16 protein-coding genes and 1 pseudogene are annotated in these 18,219 nt (G+C 59.6%); 4 read left to right on the forward strand and 13 right to left on the reverse strand.

The features are described from left to right. The first annotated feature begins 1 nt into the window (after position 1). The gene (locus tag DCC24_RS05335; RefSeq protein ID WP_233491996.1) at positions 2-403 is read left to right on the forward strand and encodes an SDR family oxidoreductase; all 402 of its coding nucleotides are present in this window, start codon (positions 2-4) and stop codon (positions 401-403) included. 54 nt (positions 404-457) lie between these two features. Here DCC24_RS05335 and DCC24_RS05340 read toward each other — a convergent pair whose 3' ends face one another. The 10 genes from DCC24_RS05340 to DCC24_RS05385 all read right to left on the reverse strand — a co-directional run bounded on the left by DCC24_RS05340 (position 458) and on the right by DCC24_RS05385 (position 10,314). Beyond that, positions 458-2,011, reverse strand: coding sequence for an AMP-binding protein (locus DCC24_RS05340; protein ID WP_110098892.1), 1,554 nt, complete (start codon positions 2,009-2,011; stop codon positions 458-460). A gap of 188 nt (positions 2,012-2,199) precedes the next feature. Then, positions 2,200-3,573, reverse strand: a complete 1,374-nt coding sequence (gene dnaB / locus DCC24_RS05345; protein ID WP_110098893.1) for a replicative DNA helicase — start codon at positions 3,571-3,573, stop codon at positions 2,200-2,202. Positions 3,574-4,059: 486 nt separating this feature from the next. Next, positions 4,060-4,494, reverse strand: a complete 435-nt coding sequence (locus tag DCC24_RS05350; RefSeq protein WP_110098894.1) for a PaaI family thioesterase — start codon at positions 4,492-4,494, stop codon at positions 4,060-4,062. A gap of 168 nt (positions 4,495-4,662) precedes the next feature. After that, a complete protein-coding gene (locus DCC24_RS05355; RefSeq protein ID WP_110098895.1) occupies positions 4,663-5,391 on the reverse strand; it encodes a YggS family pyridoxal phosphate-dependent enzyme in 729 nt (242 codons plus the stop codon). Between the two features lie 133 nt (positions 5,392-5,524). Continuing rightward, a complete protein-coding gene (gene rplI / locus DCC24_RS05360; protein ID WP_110098896.1) occupies positions 5,525-5,995 on the reverse strand; it encodes a 50S ribosomal protein L9 in 471 nt (156 codons plus the stop codon). Between the two features lie 28 nt (positions 5,996-6,023). Beyond that, on the reverse strand, positions 6,024-6,260 hold the full coding sequence (rpsR, locus tag DCC24_RS05365; RefSeq protein WP_110098897.1) for a 30S ribosomal protein S18: 237 nt from the start codon (positions 6,258-6,260) through the stop codon (positions 6,024-6,026). Between the two features lie 55 nt (positions 6,261-6,315). Beyond that, entirely contained in the window at positions 6,316-6,840 is a 525-nt protein-coding gene (locus DCC24_RS05370; protein ID WP_110098898.1) for a single-stranded DNA-binding protein, read from the reverse strand. Between the two features lie 62 nt (positions 6,841-6,902). Next, a complete protein-coding gene (rpsF, locus tag DCC24_RS05375; protein ID WP_110098899.1) occupies positions 6,903-7,208 on the reverse strand; it encodes a 30S ribosomal protein S6 in 306 nt (101 codons plus the stop codon). A 156-nt stretch (positions 7,209-7,364) separates the two neighbouring features. Then, complete coding sequence (locus DCC24_RS05380; RefSeq protein ID WP_110098958.1) at positions 7,365-8,678, reverse strand: M18 family aminopeptidase; 1,314 nt, start codon at positions 8,676-8,678, stop codon at positions 7,365-7,367. Positions 8,679-8,688: 10 nt separating this feature from the next. After that, complete coding sequence (locus DCC24_RS05385) at positions 8,689-10,314, reverse strand: glycosyltransferase family 87 protein (RefSeq protein ID WP_199446225.1); 1,626 nt, start codon at positions 10,312-10,314, stop codon at positions 8,689-8,691. A 108-nt stretch (positions 10,315-10,422) separates the two neighbouring features. On the opposite strand from DCC24_RS05385, the gene DCC24_RS05390 reads away from it, so the two are divergent. Next, complete coding sequence (locus tag DCC24_RS05390; RefSeq protein ID WP_110098900.1) at positions 10,423-11,508, forward strand: inositol-3-phosphate synthase; 1,086 nt, start codon at positions 10,423-10,425, stop codon at positions 11,506-11,508. Between the two features lie 54 nt (positions 11,509-11,562). On the opposite strand, the gene DCC24_RS05395 is transcribed toward DCC24_RS05390, so the two are convergent. The 3 genes from DCC24_RS05395 to DCC24_RS05405 are packed head-to-tail and all read right to left on the reverse strand — an operon-like array spanning position 11,563 to position 15,439. After that, positions 11,563-13,329, reverse strand: coding sequence for a formate--tetrahydrofolate ligase (locus tag DCC24_RS05395; RefSeq protein WP_110098901.1), 1,767 nt, complete (start codon positions 13,327-13,329; stop codon positions 11,563-11,565). Positions 13,330-13,338: 9 nt separating this feature from the next. Then, entirely contained in the window at positions 13,339-13,875 is a 537-nt protein-coding gene (locus DCC24_RS05400; protein ID WP_110098902.1) for a DedA family protein, read from the reverse strand. Next, positions 13,868-15,439 (reverse strand): CCA tRNA nucleotidyltransferase, encoded by a 1,572-nt coding sequence (locus DCC24_RS05405; RefSeq protein WP_110098903.1) that lies wholly within the window; start codon positions 15,437-15,439, stop codon positions 13,868-13,870. The genes DCC24_RS05400 and DCC24_RS05405 overlap by 8 nt, the downstream gene beginning before the upstream one ends. A gap of 51 nt (positions 15,440-15,490) precedes the next feature. Between DCC24_RS05405 and DCC24_RS12290 the strand changes: the two are divergent. Both DCC24_RS12290 and murJ read left to right on the forward strand, forming a co-directional pair. Next, positions 15,491-16,066: pseudogene (locus tag DCC24_RS12290) on the forward strand (NUDIX domain-containing protein); the annotation flags it as partial. 377 nt (positions 16,067-16,443) lie between these two features. Further along, on the forward strand, positions 16,444-18,153 hold the full coding sequence (gene murJ, locus DCC24_RS05415; RefSeq protein WP_233491997.1) for a murein biosynthesis integral membrane protein MurJ: 1,710 nt from the start codon (positions 16,444-16,446) through the stop codon (positions 18,151-18,153). Positions 18,154-18,219 lie beyond the last annotated feature (66 nt).

Genomic DNA, 18,219 nt, shown 5'->3' on the forward strand with positions numbered 1-18,219 from the left:
GATGAACGAAGTTGAGTTCTACGAAACAGGAGTTCTCGACACGCCGCATCCGACGAGCTTGCCACGACCGGATGGTCTTTACGGGGCAGCGAAGGCCTTCGCCGAAGCGTTATTGCGTTCCACAAGCGAAATTCACGGCCTGCCGGTGTCAATCATCCGTATCGGCGCGATGCGCTACCGGGACGATCCCCATGCGGTGACCGATGGACCGCGATTTGCCCGCCAAACCAACAAGGAATATCGCCAACGCATGGAGCGGGTCTGGCTGACCCACCAGGAGTGGAAAGCCACCATTACCCGGGAGCTAGCAGCCACCGATCAGTTCCGCCTCTTTTATGCACCGCAACATCAGGCCGACCAGCCATGGACCGGTGAGATCTATACCTGGAATCGTGGCCGTTGAACAGATGCCACGAGCCAAAGTGGCCGGCTGTCTGATGATCCACGGGTCTGGTTTTTACAGGGCGTATTGTTCTCGGAGTTTGTGTTTGAGCAGTTTGCCCGAAGCATTACGGGGTAACTCCTCGACGATTTCAAGGCGCGTGGGCTTCTTGAAGGAGGCAAGCTTGTCAGAGAGGAAATCGTGAATCTCCGCTAAGGTGGGTGGATCCGCGGGATCATCGGGGACCACAATCGCCAGTGGCGTCTCCACCCATTTCTCGTCGGGGACACCAATCACGGAAGCATCAGCCACCTTCGGGTGGGTACTGACGGCATGCTCAACTTCGATTGAGGAGATGTTCTCACCACCGGAGATGATCAGGTCCTTGGACCGATCGACGACGTACATAAATCCTTCCTCATCTTGTCGGACCATATCCCCGGAGTGAAACCAGCCATCCCGGGTAGCCTGTTGGGTCGCCTCGGGCTTATTCCAATAGCCGGCCATCAGTCCCGGGCCACGATAGACAATTTCTCCCATTTCTCCGGGGGCGACATCGTTTCCTTCCGCGTCGACAATACGAGCTGCGATCGGCCCGATTGGTTCACCGATGGAGCCCATCTTGCGCAGTGATGCGGGGCCTTGTAACAATGCGGTAATGGGTGACATTTCGGTCTGACCGAACGCCGTGGAAAGCGTTGCCTTTGGAAAAGTGTCCACAATCAGTTGCAGGGTTTCTTTCGAGGCTGGTGATCCTCCCCACGAGATTGACTGTAACGGGAGGTCTCGCTCGGTGATGCCGGGTAGAGAACACAGTGCTTGCCAGATTGTCGGCACCAAGAACATATTGGTGATCTGCTCTTTCTCGATGAGATCAACCAGCGCTGCGAGATCTGTGAGCACCTGGGGTGGAGCGACCACCAAACGAGTACCGGCAAAAAATGCCGGAGTCAGGACACCGATGCCGGCGATATGGAACAACGGAACCACAACGAGGTTGGTTTCAGGAAGATCTCCCGGGGCCGGCGCGTTGCGATACACCGGAATGGTCTGACTCAAAAGATTCAAATAGCTGAGCATGACCCCTTTCGGATCCGAGGTGGTCCCCGAGGTATAGACAATCATGGCAATCGAGTTCTCATCGATGTCCAAAAGCTCGGCGGTTCCCCCGGCTGCCACAATCTCGGGCACATTCTCCACCAGAGAAATGGTCTGGATATGGTCTTTGCTCTGGGACCCAGCCAGTGCCTGAGCGCCCATGGCGTCGACGTAGATCACTTTCGCACCAGAATCTGACACAAAATAGTCGAGCTCGCGCGGCACAGATCGAATATTGATCGGAACGCTGATCGCACCAACGGTATTAATGGCAAGCATGGCGATGATATATTCTGCGCTGTTTAGCGACAGGATCAGCACACGGTCGCCGGGTTGTACACCCCGATGTTGCTGAAGGTCTGCGGCCAAGGCTTGCACGCGCTGCTGTAGCTCCCACCAGGAAATGTTCTCAGTCTGGGTGGTCAACCCAATCTCGTCTGGTCTATCAGTGGCGTGGAGATCGAGCATATTCATCCAGTGCATGCGACGTGAGAAGAACGGCTGACGGTCGGGACGGGAGGGGATCAGCATGTTCAGACCTTCCAGAGAAGTGTGATCTATATCACTACTACAATAGTGGAGGTGTGAACGGAAAAGCGAGATGACGAGCACATTTTCATCGACACATCAGAGTCATCAGAAACCTCGACCGGACACGTCTTTTTGCGTGTTTCCAGTAAGTGCTGCCCGACACCGCACTGAGGCGCAGATCAGTGGCTCTAGAATCCGCCGTCCTCAGGGGCCATGTTGTTGAACCGGGAGTAGTGGCCCTGAAAGCCGACGACGATAGTTCGGGTCGGCCCATTACGGTGCTTGGCAACGATCAGGTCAGCCTCACCAGCACGTGGTGATTCCTTATCATAGACGTCTTCACGGTGCAGCAGAATGACCATGTCGGCATCCTGTTCAATCGAACCGGATTCACGCAGATCAGAAATCTGCGGACGCTTATCGGTGCGCTGTTCTGAGCCGCGATTGAGCTGCGAGAGCGCGATGACCGGGACCTCGAGTTCCTTGGCTAAGAGCTTCAGGGCACGAGAGAACTCGGCGACTTCTTGCTGACGTGATTCCACCCGCTTGCCGGAGCTCATCAGTTGCAAGTAGTCCAGCACAACTAGTTTCAGGTCGTGCTTTTGCTTCAGGCGCCGGCATTTGGCCCGGATCTCCATCATCGTCATATTGGGTGAGTCGTCAATGAAGAACGGTGCTTCGTTCAACCGTCCCACGGTGGCGGCGATTTTCGTCCAGTGTTCGGATTCCAGTGCACCTTTACGCAGATCAGACAGCGCGATGGTTGCTTCGGCCGACAGCAGACGCATCGCAATCTCATTGCGGCCCATTTCTAGCGAGAAGAACACCGTGGGCATGTTGTTGCCGATCGCCGCCGCACGAGCCAGGTCGAGAGCCAACGTCGATTTACCCACCGCAGGACGGGCCGCCACCACGACCATTTGTCCGGGGTGCAGTCCCTGGGTCAGCTCATCAAGCTCGTAGAAACCGGTGGGAACACCCGAGAGTCCACCGGCGTGATCACCGGCGGCTTCGATCTCGTCGACGGTGTTCTCCAGGATGCCCGAAAGACGGACGTAGTCCTCGGATTGCTGGTTCTCTGCCACCCGGTACATCTCACCCTGGGCAGCGTTGACAATGTCGTCCACGTCGCCGTCTTGGGCGTAGCCCATCCGGCTAATCCTGTTGCCCACGTCCACGAGTCGACGCAGAATCGCTTTCTCCTGGACGATGTCGGCGTAGAACTCGGCGCTGGTGACAGCCGGAACGGACTGGACCAATTCGTGTATGTACGAGGCTCCCCCGACACGAGGTAGCTCCTTACGCTTGTTAAGCATGTCGGAGACGGTGACCGCATCTGCGGGTTCGCCACGACCGTAGAGTGTAATGATGGAGTCGTAGATCAGCTCGTGAGCTGGTGAGTAAAAATCTGGCCCACGCAGAACCTCCACCACGGTGGCCACCGCATCGTGCGATAGCAACATCGCTCCGAGGACAGATCGTTCGGCGCTGAGATCCTGGGGTGGGACGAGCGTGTCGCGAGACAGCTCCGGGGAACCGGTGGAATCATAAGGCGTATTCATTAGATCGTCTCTTGATTCCCTTCCCCTTTACCGGACCCCGGACTGTCTCACGAAGACCCCCCGGTCGCAGTGGATGCGCGCAGTATGTGCACCCTGTGCATAACCTGCCAATACCCACCGGCCGAGAGGCGATATAGCGACACTACTCGGGGAAAACAGCCTCAGCAAACCCCCAAAATTCTTTTCCTGTGGATACCCTGTGGAAAGAGTGGATTAGCCTGTGTAAAAATTCTCAAGAACCTGTTGATTCAGCCAGGTGATCATCCGCCGATTCGGCTTTGACTAGGGCTTTTATGAATCACAGCCTGTGACTTAAAAAATAATTTGCACTCACTTTGGCCGACTTGACAGCATCATGACGGGCGAGTACAAGGAGTGTTTTCCACACCACACGCAGTTATCCACAGGGTTACCCACAGCCGTGGATAAATTACACTAGTGTGGTTCTCCCACGCTACGTGCATTGCTTCACATTAAAGGGCCAGATCAGCCGTGGTTTTCCGGAGCGGGAAGGTTCTGGAGTCGAAGTTGTCCGCGGGCCAAGACTTTGCCGGTGGCTTCGGCGGTAATGACGACATCCCAGAGTTGCTGGGTGCGTCCCTGGTAGAGGGCGTTGGCTTCAACGAGGACGGTGCCGGAACTAAATTGACGCAAGAAGTCAGTGCCGTTGTGCAAGCCCACCGCGAACATGTTCTGGTCCTTCACGGCGTAGCTGGCACCTACCGAGGCCACTGACTCCACAATGGTGGCGTAGACGCCTCCGTGGACGATTCCCCAGGGCTGGTGGTGGTCTGGGCCCAGTTCAGCGTGTCCTGCCACGTGTGTGGCGGTGATGTCGTCAAAGATGAAGTTGGTGGTGGACCCGAATGTTCCCTGGGCTTCGTTGATGTGGTCCCAGATATCGTGAAGTCGATCGACCATGGCGCGCTGTACTCACTCTCCGCATAGGGGCTATTTGGCAGAGAATCTAGCACCTTACCCAGCGGTCACGGCCCAGCATGGCCCGTGGCGCGCCTGATTGAGTTTCATCAGTGGCCCAGAAGTACCCCACAGCCCCAGCAACACTACCCGGCAGGGGTGCTGTGCACGTTAGTCCTGTGCCGAGCCGTGGGGAGGTCTCGCGCCGAAGATCGCAGAACCGATTCGGACCATGGTGGCTCCTTCTTCGATGGCGATCTCAAAGTCGGCTGACATGCCCATAGACAGATCTCCGGCCCCGAGTTGGTCGCGGTGTTCATCGCGCAACGCGCGCAGCTGCCGGAAATTATTCCGGATCGCATCCTCGTCATCGGAGTTCTCGGCGATGGTCATCAATCCGTTGACCCGAAGTGCCGTGAAATCCTGAATCTGGTCAACAAACGGGCCGAGTTCTGCCGGGTCGAGACCGGATTTGGTGGTTTCCCCGGAGGTATTGACCTGGATCAACACCGACAGGTCCCGTCCGGCTTCGGTGAGCTGGTCGTGGAGCCTGCGAGCGATCTTGACCCGGTCTAGGGCGTGGAACTCATCGGCAAATTCGGCCACGTCTCGGGTCTTATTGGACTGTAATGGTCCGATGATGCACCAGGTGATCTCCAAGTCGTTCATGGCCTGGTATTTTTGGTGGGCCTCTTGAACTTTATTCTCACCGAAAGTGTGAATGCCTGCCTGATAGGCGGTGCGCAGGCGCTGTTCCGCCACGGTTTTGGTCACCGGGATCAGACGCACATCCCGGGGATCACGCCCGACACGATTGGCAGCGGCGTTAATCCGTCCTTGAACCGCGTAGAGGTTCTCTTGGATCTCTTCCAGGGTGGTGGCCACAGCAGATTCAGACATAGCTCAAAGCTAACACAGCCCTGCCAGCCCACTGGGGGAGACAACGAAACCCCGGGGCGGGTGACCAGATGATGGTCAACACCTGCCCCGGGGTTCTCTCAACGCAATCCGGGTCTAGCCGGAGCGAAGAAGCTTATTTCTTCTTCTTTTTGGCCGGAACAACAGCCAGTTCCACCTGAGCAATCACGTCGTCGTGCAGACGGATCTGCACCGAGTAGTTACCCAGCGAACGGATGCTGTCGGTCAAGACAACGTTGCGACGGTCGATCGACTCGTGGCCGGCTGCTTCCAGGGCCTCGACAATGTCCGAGGCGGTCACCGAGCCGAACAAACGACCGGTCTCACCGGAGGCCACCTGAATCTGCACCGGTTGCTGCTGGAGCTTCTCGGCCAGCGCCTGAGCTTCTTCCAGGTTCGCCATGGCCCGAGCTGCCCGGGTCTTGCGGATCTCTTCGACCTGGTTCTCGGCGCCGCGGGTCCAACGAGTAGCGAAACCGCGCGGGATCAGGTAGTTGCGAGCGTAACCGTTCTTGACCTCGACGACATCGCCGGCAATACCGAGGCCGGGGATCTCCTGGGTCAAAATGAGTTTCTGCTGTGCCATGTCTACTCTCTCCTTCTCTACTTCAAGATCAGCGGCCGGAACCGGAGTAGGGCAACAGAGCCATTTCACGTGCGTTCTTGATCGCCAAAGCGATCTTGCGCTGCTGCTGGACGGTCACACCGGTCACACGGCGGGCACGGATCTTGCCGCGATCGGAGATGAATTTGCGAAGCAGAGCCACATCTTTGTAGTCGATGTAGTCGATGTCTGCTGTCTTGAGGGGATTGGGCTTTGGTTTGGGCTTACGTACTTCAGCCTTAGCCATCGTGGTGCTCCTTCGAGTAATAACTGGAGCCCGCAGTCAGCGGGATGGTTGGTGTTTAGAACGGTGGTTCCTGATGATCCGGGGTGTCCCAGGATCCAGCGGAGGGAGCTCCGCCCCAGGGATCCTGCTGTGGGGCACCACCAGCTTGACCCCAGCCGCCCTGGTTCTGGGCCGGCGGGTTCTGGTTGAAACCACCACCGGATCCGCCCCCGTGACGCGGGGTACGCGTCACCTGGGCGGTGGCGTAGCGCAACGACGGGCCGATCTCGTCGACGTCCAGTTCCCAGTTGGTGCGGTTCTCACCCTCACGGGTCTGGAAGGAACGGGCTTTCAGGCGACCTTGGGCCACCACGCGCATTCCTTTGGTCAAGGATTCGGCCACGTTTTCTGCTGCTTCACGCCAGATGGAAGCACGCACAAACAAGGTCTCAGCATCGGACCATTCATTGGTTTGACGGTCGTAGATCCGAGGAGTTTGGGCAATGGTGAAGTTCGCGACGGCCTGTCCCGATGCGGTGAAACGCAGTTCGGGATCGGCGGTCAGGTTTCCAATAATCGTGACTACCGGCTCTCCAGCCATGAGGTACTCCTGGTGCTCTCGTTCAACCGATGCTTGAGTGTTTGTGCAGTGACGACGTGACCCTAGAGGGTGACCTTCTGCTCTTCCGGACGAATGATCTTGGTGCGCAACACGGTCTCGTTCAGACCCAGCAGGCGTTCCAATTCCTGAGCCGAGGCCGGCTCAGATGTGAAATTAACGACAGCGTAAACGGCTTCGGAGTTCTTCTTAATCTCGTAGGCCAGTTTGCGACGACCCCACACGTCGACCTCGTCGACGGAGCCACCGTCTTTGACAACGGTGTTGTCAAAGTACTTACGCAATGTCGGTTCTACTGTCCGCTCATCGACCTCCGGGTCGATCAGCGCCATCAGTTCATATGCACGCATGCGAACCCACCTCCTTCGGGCTTATGGTCACGGTCTTTCCGTAACAGGAGGTTCTTGAGTGCTGTTGTTCGAAGACAACGCCGATAGTTTAGCGTGATTGCGCCGAAATTGCCATTCTTCGGGTCAGGGGTGTGGGGCACAGGCACTCGGGGTGTTTTACTGACGAAAAAACGCGGTGGTCAACCGGGTCAAATAGCCCGGGTCCTTGACACCGACCAGTTCACGGATCGAGTGCATCGACAGCAAGCCCACCCCGATATCCACGGTGGGAATGCCCAGGCGGGTGGAGGCAATGGGTCCGATGGTGGAGCCACACGGGACATCATTGCGAGAAACGAACTCCTGGAGCGGGACCCCGGCGACATCGGCCCACCCGGCCACGGCGGCATGACCCACTGCGTCGGTGGTGTAGCGTTGATTGGCATTGATCTTCACCAGCGGACCGTGGTTGGGGTGGGGGTGGTGGTCCGGGTCGTGCTTGCCCACGTAGTTGGGGTGGACCACGTGCCCGCAATCGGCCGAGAGTAGCCACGATCCAGCGCGTACCCGCGGGGTATCGTCCACACCGATACCTAGGCTGCGCTGGATGCGGGTCAGGGTTTCTTCTAAGAAAGGCCCGGCTGCCCCGGACCGGGTTTGAGACCCGACCTCTTCATGGTCAAAAGCGGCCAGAACCGGGATTAGACCGGGTTCGGGCTGGTGGGCGACCTCGAGCAGTGCAGACAGTCCGGCCGAGACCGAGACCAGATTATCCATCCGCGGGGCGGCCAAGAACTCTTGGGCTGATCCCAGAAGAGCCGGAGGCTGGGTATCGGCGAGCATCAAATCGGCGGCGATAATGTGGTCGGGCGAGAGTCCGGCCTCCTCGGCAATGGCCTGCAAAATACCACCCGAGGATTCGGCGGGGTCGGCGGGATGCCCTAAGGCTGTGGCCACAATGGGCATCAGGTGGTGTTGCCGGTTGAGGGCCAGTCCCCGGTCGACCTCCCGATCCAGATGGATGGCTAGTTGCGGAATCCGGGCCATGGCGGAGGTGGTGACCAGTTTGGTGGTGCCATCACGCAAGACCAGGCGTCCGGCGAAGGCCAAGTCGCGGTCGAGCCAGGAGTTCACTAGCGGGCCACCGTAGACCTCGACACCGACCTGCGCCCATCCGGCCGTGGTGGTATCGGGGCTGGGTTTGACTTTGAAACCCGGGGAGTCGGTGTGGGCGCCCAGGATACGGAAACTCGGTAGGTGGGGCGTCGTTGCCGAATCGGTGCTGGGGTTACTGACAGCCTCGGGTTGGATCCAGGCGATCACTGCCCCGTCACGCACCACCACATAACCGCCGGGGGTGGCGGGGTACGGTTGGGTTTCCTCCAGCCGGGTGAACCCGGCGGCCACCACCTCGCGGGCCACGTATTCGGCAGCGTGCCAGGAGGTGGGGGCATCAGAGATGAGTCGGACGAGTGCATCAAGATCGGTCATGAACTCCACCCTACTGTTCTTGATCAGCCCGTTGATGAGCCTGTTGATGAGCCTGTTGATGAGCCTGTTGATGAGCCTCAGAACCGTCTACGGTGATCGGGGTCCAGATGCCCTGGTGTTCGGCTGCACCCACCTCCACTGGCTGGTCAGCGGTGGCCTCGGCGTGTTTGCCTACCGGCTGGGGGTCCGGGATCAAAAACGGTAGTCGGTCGCGAGCGCCATCGTAGTCGCCACCCACCGGATCATCCCAGGCCAGATTCTTTGAGGCCTCACCGCGCAGTTGAGGATCGCCAACGGGCAGACTGGTGCGGACCGGGTCGGTGTCGGGTCGGTAGATCTGGTAGACCACTCGGCCCATCAGGTAGAGGGTAGCCAGCATGTGGGCGACCACGGCCAGGACGTAGAGGCGCTCGTCGAATTGGTGCTGGACGTTGTGTTCGGAGGTGAAGTGGGACAGGTGGGCCCACACCGCCCAGAAGTGCAGGACCTCCACGAACTGCCAGATCAAAAAGTCTCGCCAGTTGGGCAGAGCGAGGGCAACCAAAGGGATCAGCCACACCACGAATTGGGGTGAATAGACCTTATTGAACAGCACGAAGCTGGCAACGATGAGAAACACCAGTTGCGCCATGCGGGGCCGGACTGGGGCGGTGGTGCCCATCACGAAGATCAAAGCACAACACGCCGCTACCGCCCCCACCGACAGATAGCTCAGAGAGTCGGCGGTGACCTGGTTGTTCTCGGCAACCACGTTCCAGATATTCCACACCGAGGACCAGCCGGGCCCGCGGTCGGCCGAGAAGGTGTAGAACAGCGACCAGGCCTCAAAGTTGCTGATCATCAACGGCAGGTTGAGCATCAGCCAGGATGTCCCCGCCCCGGCGAGGCTGAACAATAGTGGCCGGAAGATCAGTGTTCGCACCGCCAGCACGAAGATGGCCCCAAAGACCAATAAGGGGAAAATTTTGGCCGAAATCCCGATGCCGAACAGCACGCCAGCCCAGAAGTATTTCTTTCCCCCAAATAGCCAGAGTCCCAGGATTAGCGGGGCCACCGCCCACATGTCCCAGTTAATGGAGGAGGCCAGGATCATCCCTGGGGCAACGGCCACCATCGCGGCATCCCAGATCCGACGGACCGAGGATTTGGCGACCACCACGACGGTGATGATCCAGAGGATGACCACCAGCACAAAGTTGATGTCGAAGTACAGCAGCGAGGGCCGGTCGGGGTCGAAGATCTGAGTGATCGCCGCGGTCACAGAGGCCACGATCGAGGTCAGCACCGGGTATTCGAAGGTCGAGCCTTCGGCAAAGGGTGCCAGCGGGTTTTCATCGAACCCGCGCCCACCGTAGAGTGCAGTCCAGTCGGAATAACAACCGGCAAAGTTGACGAAGGGCTGGGTCCAGCCGTCGATGCGGCACGGGGATTTTTGCAATACCGCCACCAGGGCTGCCAGGGTGGTCAGCAGGATCAGCACCCGCATGGGGGTGAAAAATCCGCCACTGGTTCGACCGGGTGCGGTGCGTCGCCCGATCGGGCCAATCTTCTCGGAGGTGAGCCGGGCGATCAGCGAGTCGGTTCGAGTCGGAGCAACAGGAGTGCGTGGCTGTTGCTGTGGTTCGCAGGGGGCCATGAGCCTCAGTGTACGGGTTGGCGGTGATCAAGGTGTAAAAACCTGCCGGTATCTGTCAGGTCTAGCCCGGGCTGACGTAGAGTAGATGGGGTTTTATAACAAAGGAGTATCTCGTTGTCTACTATTCGAGTGGCTATCGCAGGGCTCGGTAACTGCGCCTCCTCCCTGATTCAGGGCGTGCGTTACTACCGGGATGCCGCTGATTCAGACGTGGTGCCCGGACTGATGCATGTCCGGTTCGGCGATTACCACGTCAGTGACCTTCAGTTTGTGGCGGCTTTTGACGTTGATGACGCCAAGGTGGGGTTAGATATTTCCGAGGCGATCACCGCCTCAGAAAACAACACGCTGACCTTGGCGGATGTGCCCACCACCGGTGTTGCGGTGCAACGTGGCCCTACGCTGGATGGTTTAGGCCGGTACTATCGCGACACGATTACCGAATCAGAAGCCGATCCGGTGGATGTGGCTCAGGTACTACGCGAGCGCGAGGTCGATGTGCTGGTGTCCTATCTTCCGGTGGGATCCGAGCAGGCCGATAAGTTTTACGCCCAGGCTGCCCTGGAGGCCAAGGTGGCGTTTGTGAATGCGCTACCGGTGTTCATTGCTGGCACCCAGGAGTGGGCACAGAAATTCACCGACGCCGGGGTGCCCATTGTCGGAGACGACATCAAGTCCCAAATCGGGGCCACCATTACCCACCGCGCCCTGGCCGCCCTCTTCGAGGCCCGCGGAGTCACCGTGGATCGGACCTACCAACTCAATGTTGGCGGGAATATGGACTTCAAGAACATGCTGGAACGGGACCGGTTGGAGTCCAAAAAGATTTCCAAAACCCAGGCGGTGACCTCCACTATCAACACCCAGCTTCAGGACCGCAATGTCCACATCGGTCCCTCCGATTACGTGCAGTGGTTGGATGACCGCAAGTGGGCTTTTGTGCGCCTGGAAGGTCGCAATTTCGGTGATGCTCCGGTCTCGCTGGAATATAAGCTCGAAGTGTGGGATTCCCCGAACTCCGCCGGGGTGATTATTGATGCGGTCCGGGCGGCCAAAATTGCCCTGGATCGCGGGATCGGTGGACCAATCTTATCGGCTTCCTCGTATTTCATGAAGTCCCCGCCGGTGCAACACCGCGATGAGCACGCCCGTGAACTGGTTGAGGCCTTTATTCGGGGCGAGATCGAGCGCTAGCCCGCACCTGCCTGACGATCCCGCGACCATTCCCCAACCATTCGCCGACCTTCGCTAGAAGATATTGCGGATCTCGGCGGTGGTCTCGTCAACATCCATGGCCTCAGCGGCCGGATGTTTGGGTAGCCCGGGCATGGTCATGATCTTTCCGGTGTAAACCACTACGAATCCGGCACCGGCACGCAGTTGCGTCCGTTCAATGGTGAGTTGAAATCCGCTGGGGGCGCCCAGTGCCGTGCGATCATCGGAGAAGGAGAACGGGGTCTTGGCCATGCACACTGGCAGATACTCTGCCGGTGTGCCAGCCAGGGCATCCAACTGTTTCAGGGCGGTCGCGGTGTATTCGACCTCGGCTGCTCCGTAGATGTCCCGGGCAATGATCGAGATCTTCTCCTGCACACTTAGCCCAGCCATCACCTCCGGGCTCAATAGGCCTCCGATGCCACCAGCCGTGGCACTGCAATCCAGCTGCTCGCGCATCACGGAGGCCAGTTTTTCAGCCCCGGCAGCGCCCTGCCCCCAGGCCTGACAGGTCTCGGCGACCACTCCCCGGCAGGCGCAGTGTTCGATCAACCAGGCGATCTCCTCTTCGGTATCGTCTGGAAAAGTATTGATGGCCACCACGGTGGGCCGGTTGTAGTGCGTCAGATGAGCCAGATGCCGGTCGAGATTGGCCACCCCGGCCTGAAGGGCATCCTGATGGGCCTGCGTGTCGCGCCGGGTAGCATCCTCGGTGGCCTCGGCCACGCTCATCCCGCCGTTATATTTCAGCGCGCGCAGCGTGGCGACCACCACGATGGCATCGGGGCTGAAGCCACCGGCGGGTCCGGTGATGTGCATAAACTTCTCAGCCCCCAGATCCGCCCCAAATCCGGCTTCGGTGATCACCACATCGGCCAGAGCCCGGGCGGTGTTGGTGGCCATGACCGAGTTGGCGCCGTGGGCGATGTTGGCAAATGGACCGCCGTGCACCAAGGCGGGGGTCCCGTGCAGGGTTTGGACCAGATTCGGGTCCAACGCATCGTTGAGTAACACTGCCATCGCGCCCTGGGCACCGTCAGATCCCAAGTCCCCGGCGGTCACCGGTGACTTGTCATAGGTGTAGCCGATGATCATCTGCGACAGCCGCCGTTTGAGATCCGCGCGGTCGGTGGCTAAGCAAAAGATCGCCATGGTTTCGGTGGCTGCGGTGATCTCAAAACCATCTTCCCGAGGCACCCCTTGGGTGCGTCCGCCCAGGCCGATGACCGTGTGGCGTAGTGCCCGATCGTTGAGGTCCAGGCACCGTTTGATGGTGATGGTGCGCGGATCGATCTGCAACGCGTTGCCCTGATGGATGTGATGGTCGACCAGCGCGCACAACAGATTGTGGGCTGAGGTGATTGCGTGCAGGTCGCCGGTGAAGTGCAGATTGATCTTATCCATCGGCACCACCTGGGCGTATCCGCCACCGGTTCCTCCGCCCTTGAGCCCAAAGACCGGACCCAGGGAGGGCTCGCGCAGGGCTAGGGCCGTGTTCACGCCGATCCGGTTCAACCCGTCGGCCAGACCGATCGCGACGGTGGTTTTACCTTCCCCGGCCGGTGTGGGTGAGCAGGCGGTCACCAGCACCACTGCCCCCTGGCGATGGCCCAAATCGTGCAGTCGGTGCTCTCGGTCCTGACCAGCAACCTGGCTAGGCGCCCCCGCAAGTCCGGTGACGTCAATCTTGGCCATGTACTGGCCATAGGGGATCAGATAGTTGGCTGAGACTCCCAGCCTGTCAGCGATCGTTTCAATCGGTTGTAGCTTGGCTGTGGCAGAGATCTCAGCATCGTTCATACGTCCAGCCTAAACGTTTTGGTCGCTGTGCTGGTTCCTGTGATGGTTCCGGTGCTGGTTCCTGCGATGGAGTTTCACCGCCAACCAGATCACCACAGCGATCACGGTGAGCCCGATGACCACGCCGGTAGCGACCGGCCAGCGGGTAAAGAAGAATGTCAACGCTCGAAAAGACACCACCCCGACGGTGGCATAGATGGCTGCCCACGCTGCCCCGCCCACCGCCAGGGCGGGAAGATAGCGGAACCAGCGCATCCGGGTGACTCCGGCAGCGAAATTGACCAGGGTCTGGAAGCCGATGGTCAGAAAACTAAAGGCCACCACGGGGGCGCCCCACTGGTCAATGGCGCTCTCGGCACGCCGGTACCCGTCGGTGTTGATCATTCGGGCTAGTCTGGTATTGGTCCGGCCCACGCCGGTGCGAATGCCACGACCCAGCAGATAGGTGCCACCGGCCCGAGCCCAGATCACCGCGTAGAGTCCCAGCCACACCACGAACCAGGGTGCGCTCCAAGACAGCGGGTTATACCAGACCCCTTCATCCATCCTCGGGCCCATCCTCGGGCTGGGATTCGGGCTGGGATTCGGGCTGTTCTGCCCACCACCGCAACAGTTCGGCCTCGGCTTCTGCACTGGTGTGGGGGCCCTGATCGAGGCGCCAATCCAGCAGGTGCTGGTAGGCCCGGCCCACCAGCGGCCCCGGGGAAATGTCTAAGATCTGCATAATCTGCTGACCGTTGAGGTCGGGACGGATTTTGGCTAGTTCTTCTTCGGCCGCCAGCTGGTCAATGCGACGCTCGAGATCGTCATAAGCGTGGGCCAACCGTGTGGCCTTGCGCTTATTTTGGGTGGTGACATCCGAACGGGTCAGGGCGTGAAGGTGTTGTAGCAGATCCCCGGCATCGGTGACGTAGCGTCGCACCGCCGAATCACCCCATCCGGCCTCACCGTACCCGTAGAAGCGCATGTGCAACTCGACCAGCGTGGCCACGGCCCGGATGGTGTCTTTATCGAAGCGCAGAGCTTTCATGCGGGCCCGGACCATCTTGGCTCCTACCACATCGTGGTGCCGGAAGGTCACCGCACCATTTTTTTCAAACCGCCGGGTGGCGGGCTTGCCAATATCGTGCATCAACGCGGCGAAACGCAACACAAAATTCGGTGCCTCGACATAGTCGGGTTCCCAGTCGATGGCCTGATCCAAGACCTTCAGCGAGTGCTGATACACGTCTTTGTGATGATGGGCAGCATCCATGGTCAATTGCAGGGCCGGTAACTCGGGGAGAACATGTTCTGCCAATCCGGTCTCCACCAGCAATTCCAGCCCGGACCGCGGGTTGGCTCCGATGATGAGCTTCACCAGTTCATCGCGGACCCGTTCGGCAGAGATGATCCTGATCCGCTCGGACATCTCGGTCATCGCGGTGCGCACATCCTCGCCGACGGTCAGGCGCAATTGGGAGACGAAACGGGCGGCCCGCATCATCCGCAACGGGTCATCGGAGAATGAGGACTCGGCCGATCCGGGGGTTTGCAAGTTGCCGGTGGCCAGATCCCGGATCCCGCCAAAGGGATCGACCAGCTCTAATGCGGGCAGTTTCAGCGCCATCGCATTGACGGTGAAATCCCGGCGCAGCAGGTCATCGGTGAGGTCGTGGCCGAAGACCACCCGGGGTTTGCGGGAGGCTGGGTCGTATTTTTCGGCGCGATAGGTGGTGATTTCAACTTGCCAGCCGGCCTTGCGGGCACCGATTGTGCCAAAAGCGGCCCCGATATCCCAGATCGCGTCCGGCCAACTGCCCAACACCTCGGTGATCTGTTCCGGGGTGGCATCGGTGGTGAAGTCCAGGTCCACGGTGGCCGCACCCAGGAAAATATCACGCACTGGTCCGCCGACCAGGGCCAGTTCGAAGCCGGCCCGGTGAAATATTCGCCCCAACTCCACCACCAGCCCCGGCACCGTGGCCCCGTGGGGAAAGCCAGCAGGTAGCGGAACCTCAGCGTTGAGCGCTGCGTTGGGTGCGTGGGCGTCTACGGGGTGATCAGTCACAGTATCGTCTCGGTGTGATGTCTCGGCGGCAACTCGGTTTGGGTGATCATTCGCGGGCATGCAATCGTAGCTTCAGATCTGCACTGTGGTAATCGGGATAGAGTGGGTAACATGTCTCGTTTTCGGTCACCACGGCGCCCCTGGAATGGCTGGGGCTCCGGTACGCCCGAAAACGCTGAGACCACACGCCCGGGAAGAATCGATCGTTTCGATCCTACACGTCGTACCCGGCGTCCGCGCGAGGATGCCAAGCTACCCACGGTGGAAGAAATATCCGCCGGTGGCATGGTGGTCCGGGAAAGATCCGGGCGACTCCAAGTCGCCATTATTGCCCGCTATAACCGCGGGGGCCGACTCGAATGGGTCTTACCCAAGGGCCACCCGGAAGGTGAGGAAGACCACCATGCCGCTGCCGAGCGCGAAGTCGCTGAAGAAACCGGAATCTCCGGGACGGTGCTGACCGCGCTGGGTTCGATCGACTACTGGTTCACCGTGCCCGGGCACCGGGTGCATAAAACCGTCCACCACTTCCTGTTGCGCGCCACCGGTGGAACGCTGACCATTGACAACGACCCTGACCAAGAGGCCATCGATGTCGCCTGGGTCGATCTCGAACGGCTCTCGGCCCGGTTGACCTTCGTCAATGAGCGCCGGATCGTCGAAGCCGCCCAAGACACCTTGCCCGAATTTTTCACCCACGTGCCGGTGACATTCCGCTCCCGCCGGGTCATCCCGCTACGCCACCGGTTGCCCTCCGGACTGATTCCGGAGAATCTACGCCCCCAAACCTCCGCACCGGACTCCACCCCCGAGTCCAGTAACACCACACAAAATCCCGGCACACCCGGGGAGAATCACCCCGCAACACACCGCGAGTCGGTAGGCTCCTTCCAGCAGACCGAGGATCGGCCCAGCGCCACGTCCACCGGTCAACCCGGTCAGGATGCCACGACTCGACCGACCTCGCCACCGACACCGTTCGAGTTAATGTTGCGAGTCCAGCGCTTTCGTCATCCATCCGGGTCATCCCAACCACCCAAGAACCCACCCCAGGAAGACCAGCGGTGAGCCAGCGTCCTGTCCCCGAAGACCAATCGAAATCCTCTGCCGGAGCCACCAAAGCCTCAGCGCTGATGGCCTCCGGCACTTTAGTGTCTCGGATCTTAGGTTTTGTGCGCACGTCGCTGTTGGCCGTGGCCATCGGCTCCACCGCCCTGGTCGCCGATGTTTTCGAGACCGCTAACACCATCCCCAATGTGATCTACATGTTGCTGGCCGGTGGTGTGTTCAATGTGGTGCTGGTTCCCCAACTGATTAAAGCCGCCAAAGCGCCGGACCGAGGAGCCGACTACACCTCCCGGATCTTGACCCTGGCCATGCTGATCATCGGCGCCTTCACGATTGCCATCACATTGTGCGCCTACCCGATCATGAACGCGCTGACCTTGGGCTGGTCGGAACCCAAACTCGCGCTAGCAACCGCCTTCGCGTTCTGGACACTGCCCCAAATTTTCTTCTACGGGATGTATGCCATTATCGGCCAGATCCTGAACGCCCACGGACGATTCGGCGCCTATATGTGGGCCCCGGTGGCCAATAACGCGGTGGCGATCATCATTATCGTCACCTATATTCTCACCTTCGGCCACTACACGGGCATGTCCGATGAGGACCAATTAGAAGCCTGGTCTACGACCCACACGTTGCTCCTGGCCGGTGGTCACACTCTGGGGATCGCAATTCAGGCCCTGGTGTTGCTGTGGCCACTCAAACGGCTCGGGCTCGGGCTGAGACTGAAATTTGGCTGGCGCGGTATGGGGCTACGCACCACCGGTCGGCTTGCTGGCTTCACCATCATTACCATGCTGGTCGGCAACGTGACCAACCTACTGATCAACCGGTTGGTGACCGGTGCCACCGAGGCACGGTCTACTATTGCTGAAACCCCGCAGGAAGCCGCCGCGGTTCCCGGACTGTATGCCTTGAACGTCTCCCAACTGATTACCGTGCTACCCCACTCGGTCTTCGTGCTCTCGATCGCCACGGTGCTGTTCAACCGGTTGACCCGTTCCCTTCAAGCCCGGGACACTGCTGCGGCACGCTGGACCACCGGTGCCGGGCTCAGTAGTTTCGCGGTCCCGATGATGTTCGCCATGGTGGTCGTCCTGGTACTGGCCGCCCCGATCGGCCGGTTATTCTCCGGCTCCTCTCCCACCTCGCCTATCGCAGCGGCCGCGATCGGGCAGATCCTGGTCCTGCTGGCCATCGGCATGCCCTTCCGCTCAGCGCATTTCTACCTGTTGCGGGTCTTCTACGCCTCCGAGAATGCCACCATTCCGATGCTGGTCCAGTGCACCGCCTCGATAATCACCTTGGTTTCGGCCTATCTGCTCGCCCCGCTCATCCCTAACGCCTCGCTAGCGCATCTGATCGCGCTACTGTTCACGCTGGTTCACATCATCCAGTTCTTGATGGTGCATTTCTTGACGCTGAAACGATTCGGCAATTATTACACTCGCAAAGTATTTACCGCTTATCTGCGCACCGGTTACGCCGCATTAGCCTCAGGACTGGTCGGGGCCCTGGTGCTGTTGTTGTTGGGCGGATATCACACCGGTTTCCCCTATGACTCCATCCTGACCGCTTTGATCACTTGCGCTGTGGTGGGAGTAGTGATGGTCGCGGTTTATGTGGTGGCCTGCCGGGCCTTCAATGTCAAGGAACTCGATGACTACCTCGGCCCACTGATCAAACGCTTCAAGCGTTCCGCCTGAGCATAACCGAGGAGTAAACGCGTGTGATGAGCGCGCACCGTCCACGCGGTACGGCTACCATAGAAA

The sequence above is a fragment of the Auritidibacter sp. NML100628 genome, assembly GCF_003185985.1.
Classification (GTDB): domain Bacteria; phylum Actinomycetota; class Actinomycetes; order Actinomycetales; family Micrococcaceae; genus Auritidibacter; species Auritidibacter ignavus.

Coding starts and splice junctions, on each gene's coding strand:
- dnaB (WP_110098893.1), bottom strand. CDS start 3,573: ATGAATACGCCTTATGATTCCACCGGTTCCCCGGAGCTGTCTCGCGAC.
- rplI (WP_110098896.1), bottom strand. CDS start 5,995: ATGGCACAGCAGAAACTCATTTTGACCCAGGAGATCCCCGGCCTCGGT.
- DCC24_RS05350 (WP_110098894.1), bottom strand. CDS start 4,494: ATGGTCGATCGACTTCACGATATCTGGGACCACATCAACGAAGCCCAG.
- DCC24_RS05380 (WP_110098958.1), bottom strand. CDS start 8,678: ATGACCGATCTTGATGCACTCGTCCGACTCATCTCTGATGCCCCCACC.
- DCC24_RS05405 (WP_110098903.1), bottom strand. CDS start 15,439: ATGCCCGCGAATGATCACCCAAACCGAGTTGCCGCCGAGACATCACAC.
- DCC24_RS05355 (WP_110098895.1), bottom strand. CDS start 5,391: ATGTCTGAATCTGCTGTGGCCACCACCCTGGAAGAGATCCAAGAGAAC.
- DCC24_RS05370 (WP_110098898.1), bottom strand. CDS start 6,840: ATGGCTGGAGAGCCGGTAGTCACGATTATTGGAAACCTGACCGCCGAT.
- DCC24_RS05400 (WP_110098902.1), bottom strand. CDS start 13,875: ATGGATGAAGGGGTCTGGTATAACCCGCTGTCTTGGAGCGCACCCTGG.
- rpsR (WP_110098897.1), bottom strand. CDS start 6,260: ATGGCTAAGGCTGAAGTACGTAAGCCCAAACCAAAGCCCAATCCCCTC.
- DCC24_RS05395 (WP_110098901.1), bottom strand. CDS start 13,329: ATGAACGATGCTGAGATCTCTGCCACAGCCAAGCTACAACCGATTGAA.
- rpsF (WP_110098899.1), bottom strand. CDS start 7,208: ATGCGTGCATATGAACTGATGGCGCTGATCGACCCGGAGGTCGATGAG.
- DCC24_RS05335 (WP_233491996.1), top strand. CDS start 2: ATGAACGAAGTTGAGTTCTACGAAACAGGAGTTCTCGACACGCCGCAT.
- DCC24_RS05340 (WP_110098892.1), bottom strand. CDS start 2,011: ATGCTGATCCCCTCCCGTCCCGACCGTCAGCCGTTCTTCTCACGTCGC.
- DCC24_RS05385 (WP_199446225.1), bottom strand. CDS start 10,314: ATGGCCCCCTGCGAACCACAGCAACAGCCACGCACTCCTGTTGCTCCG.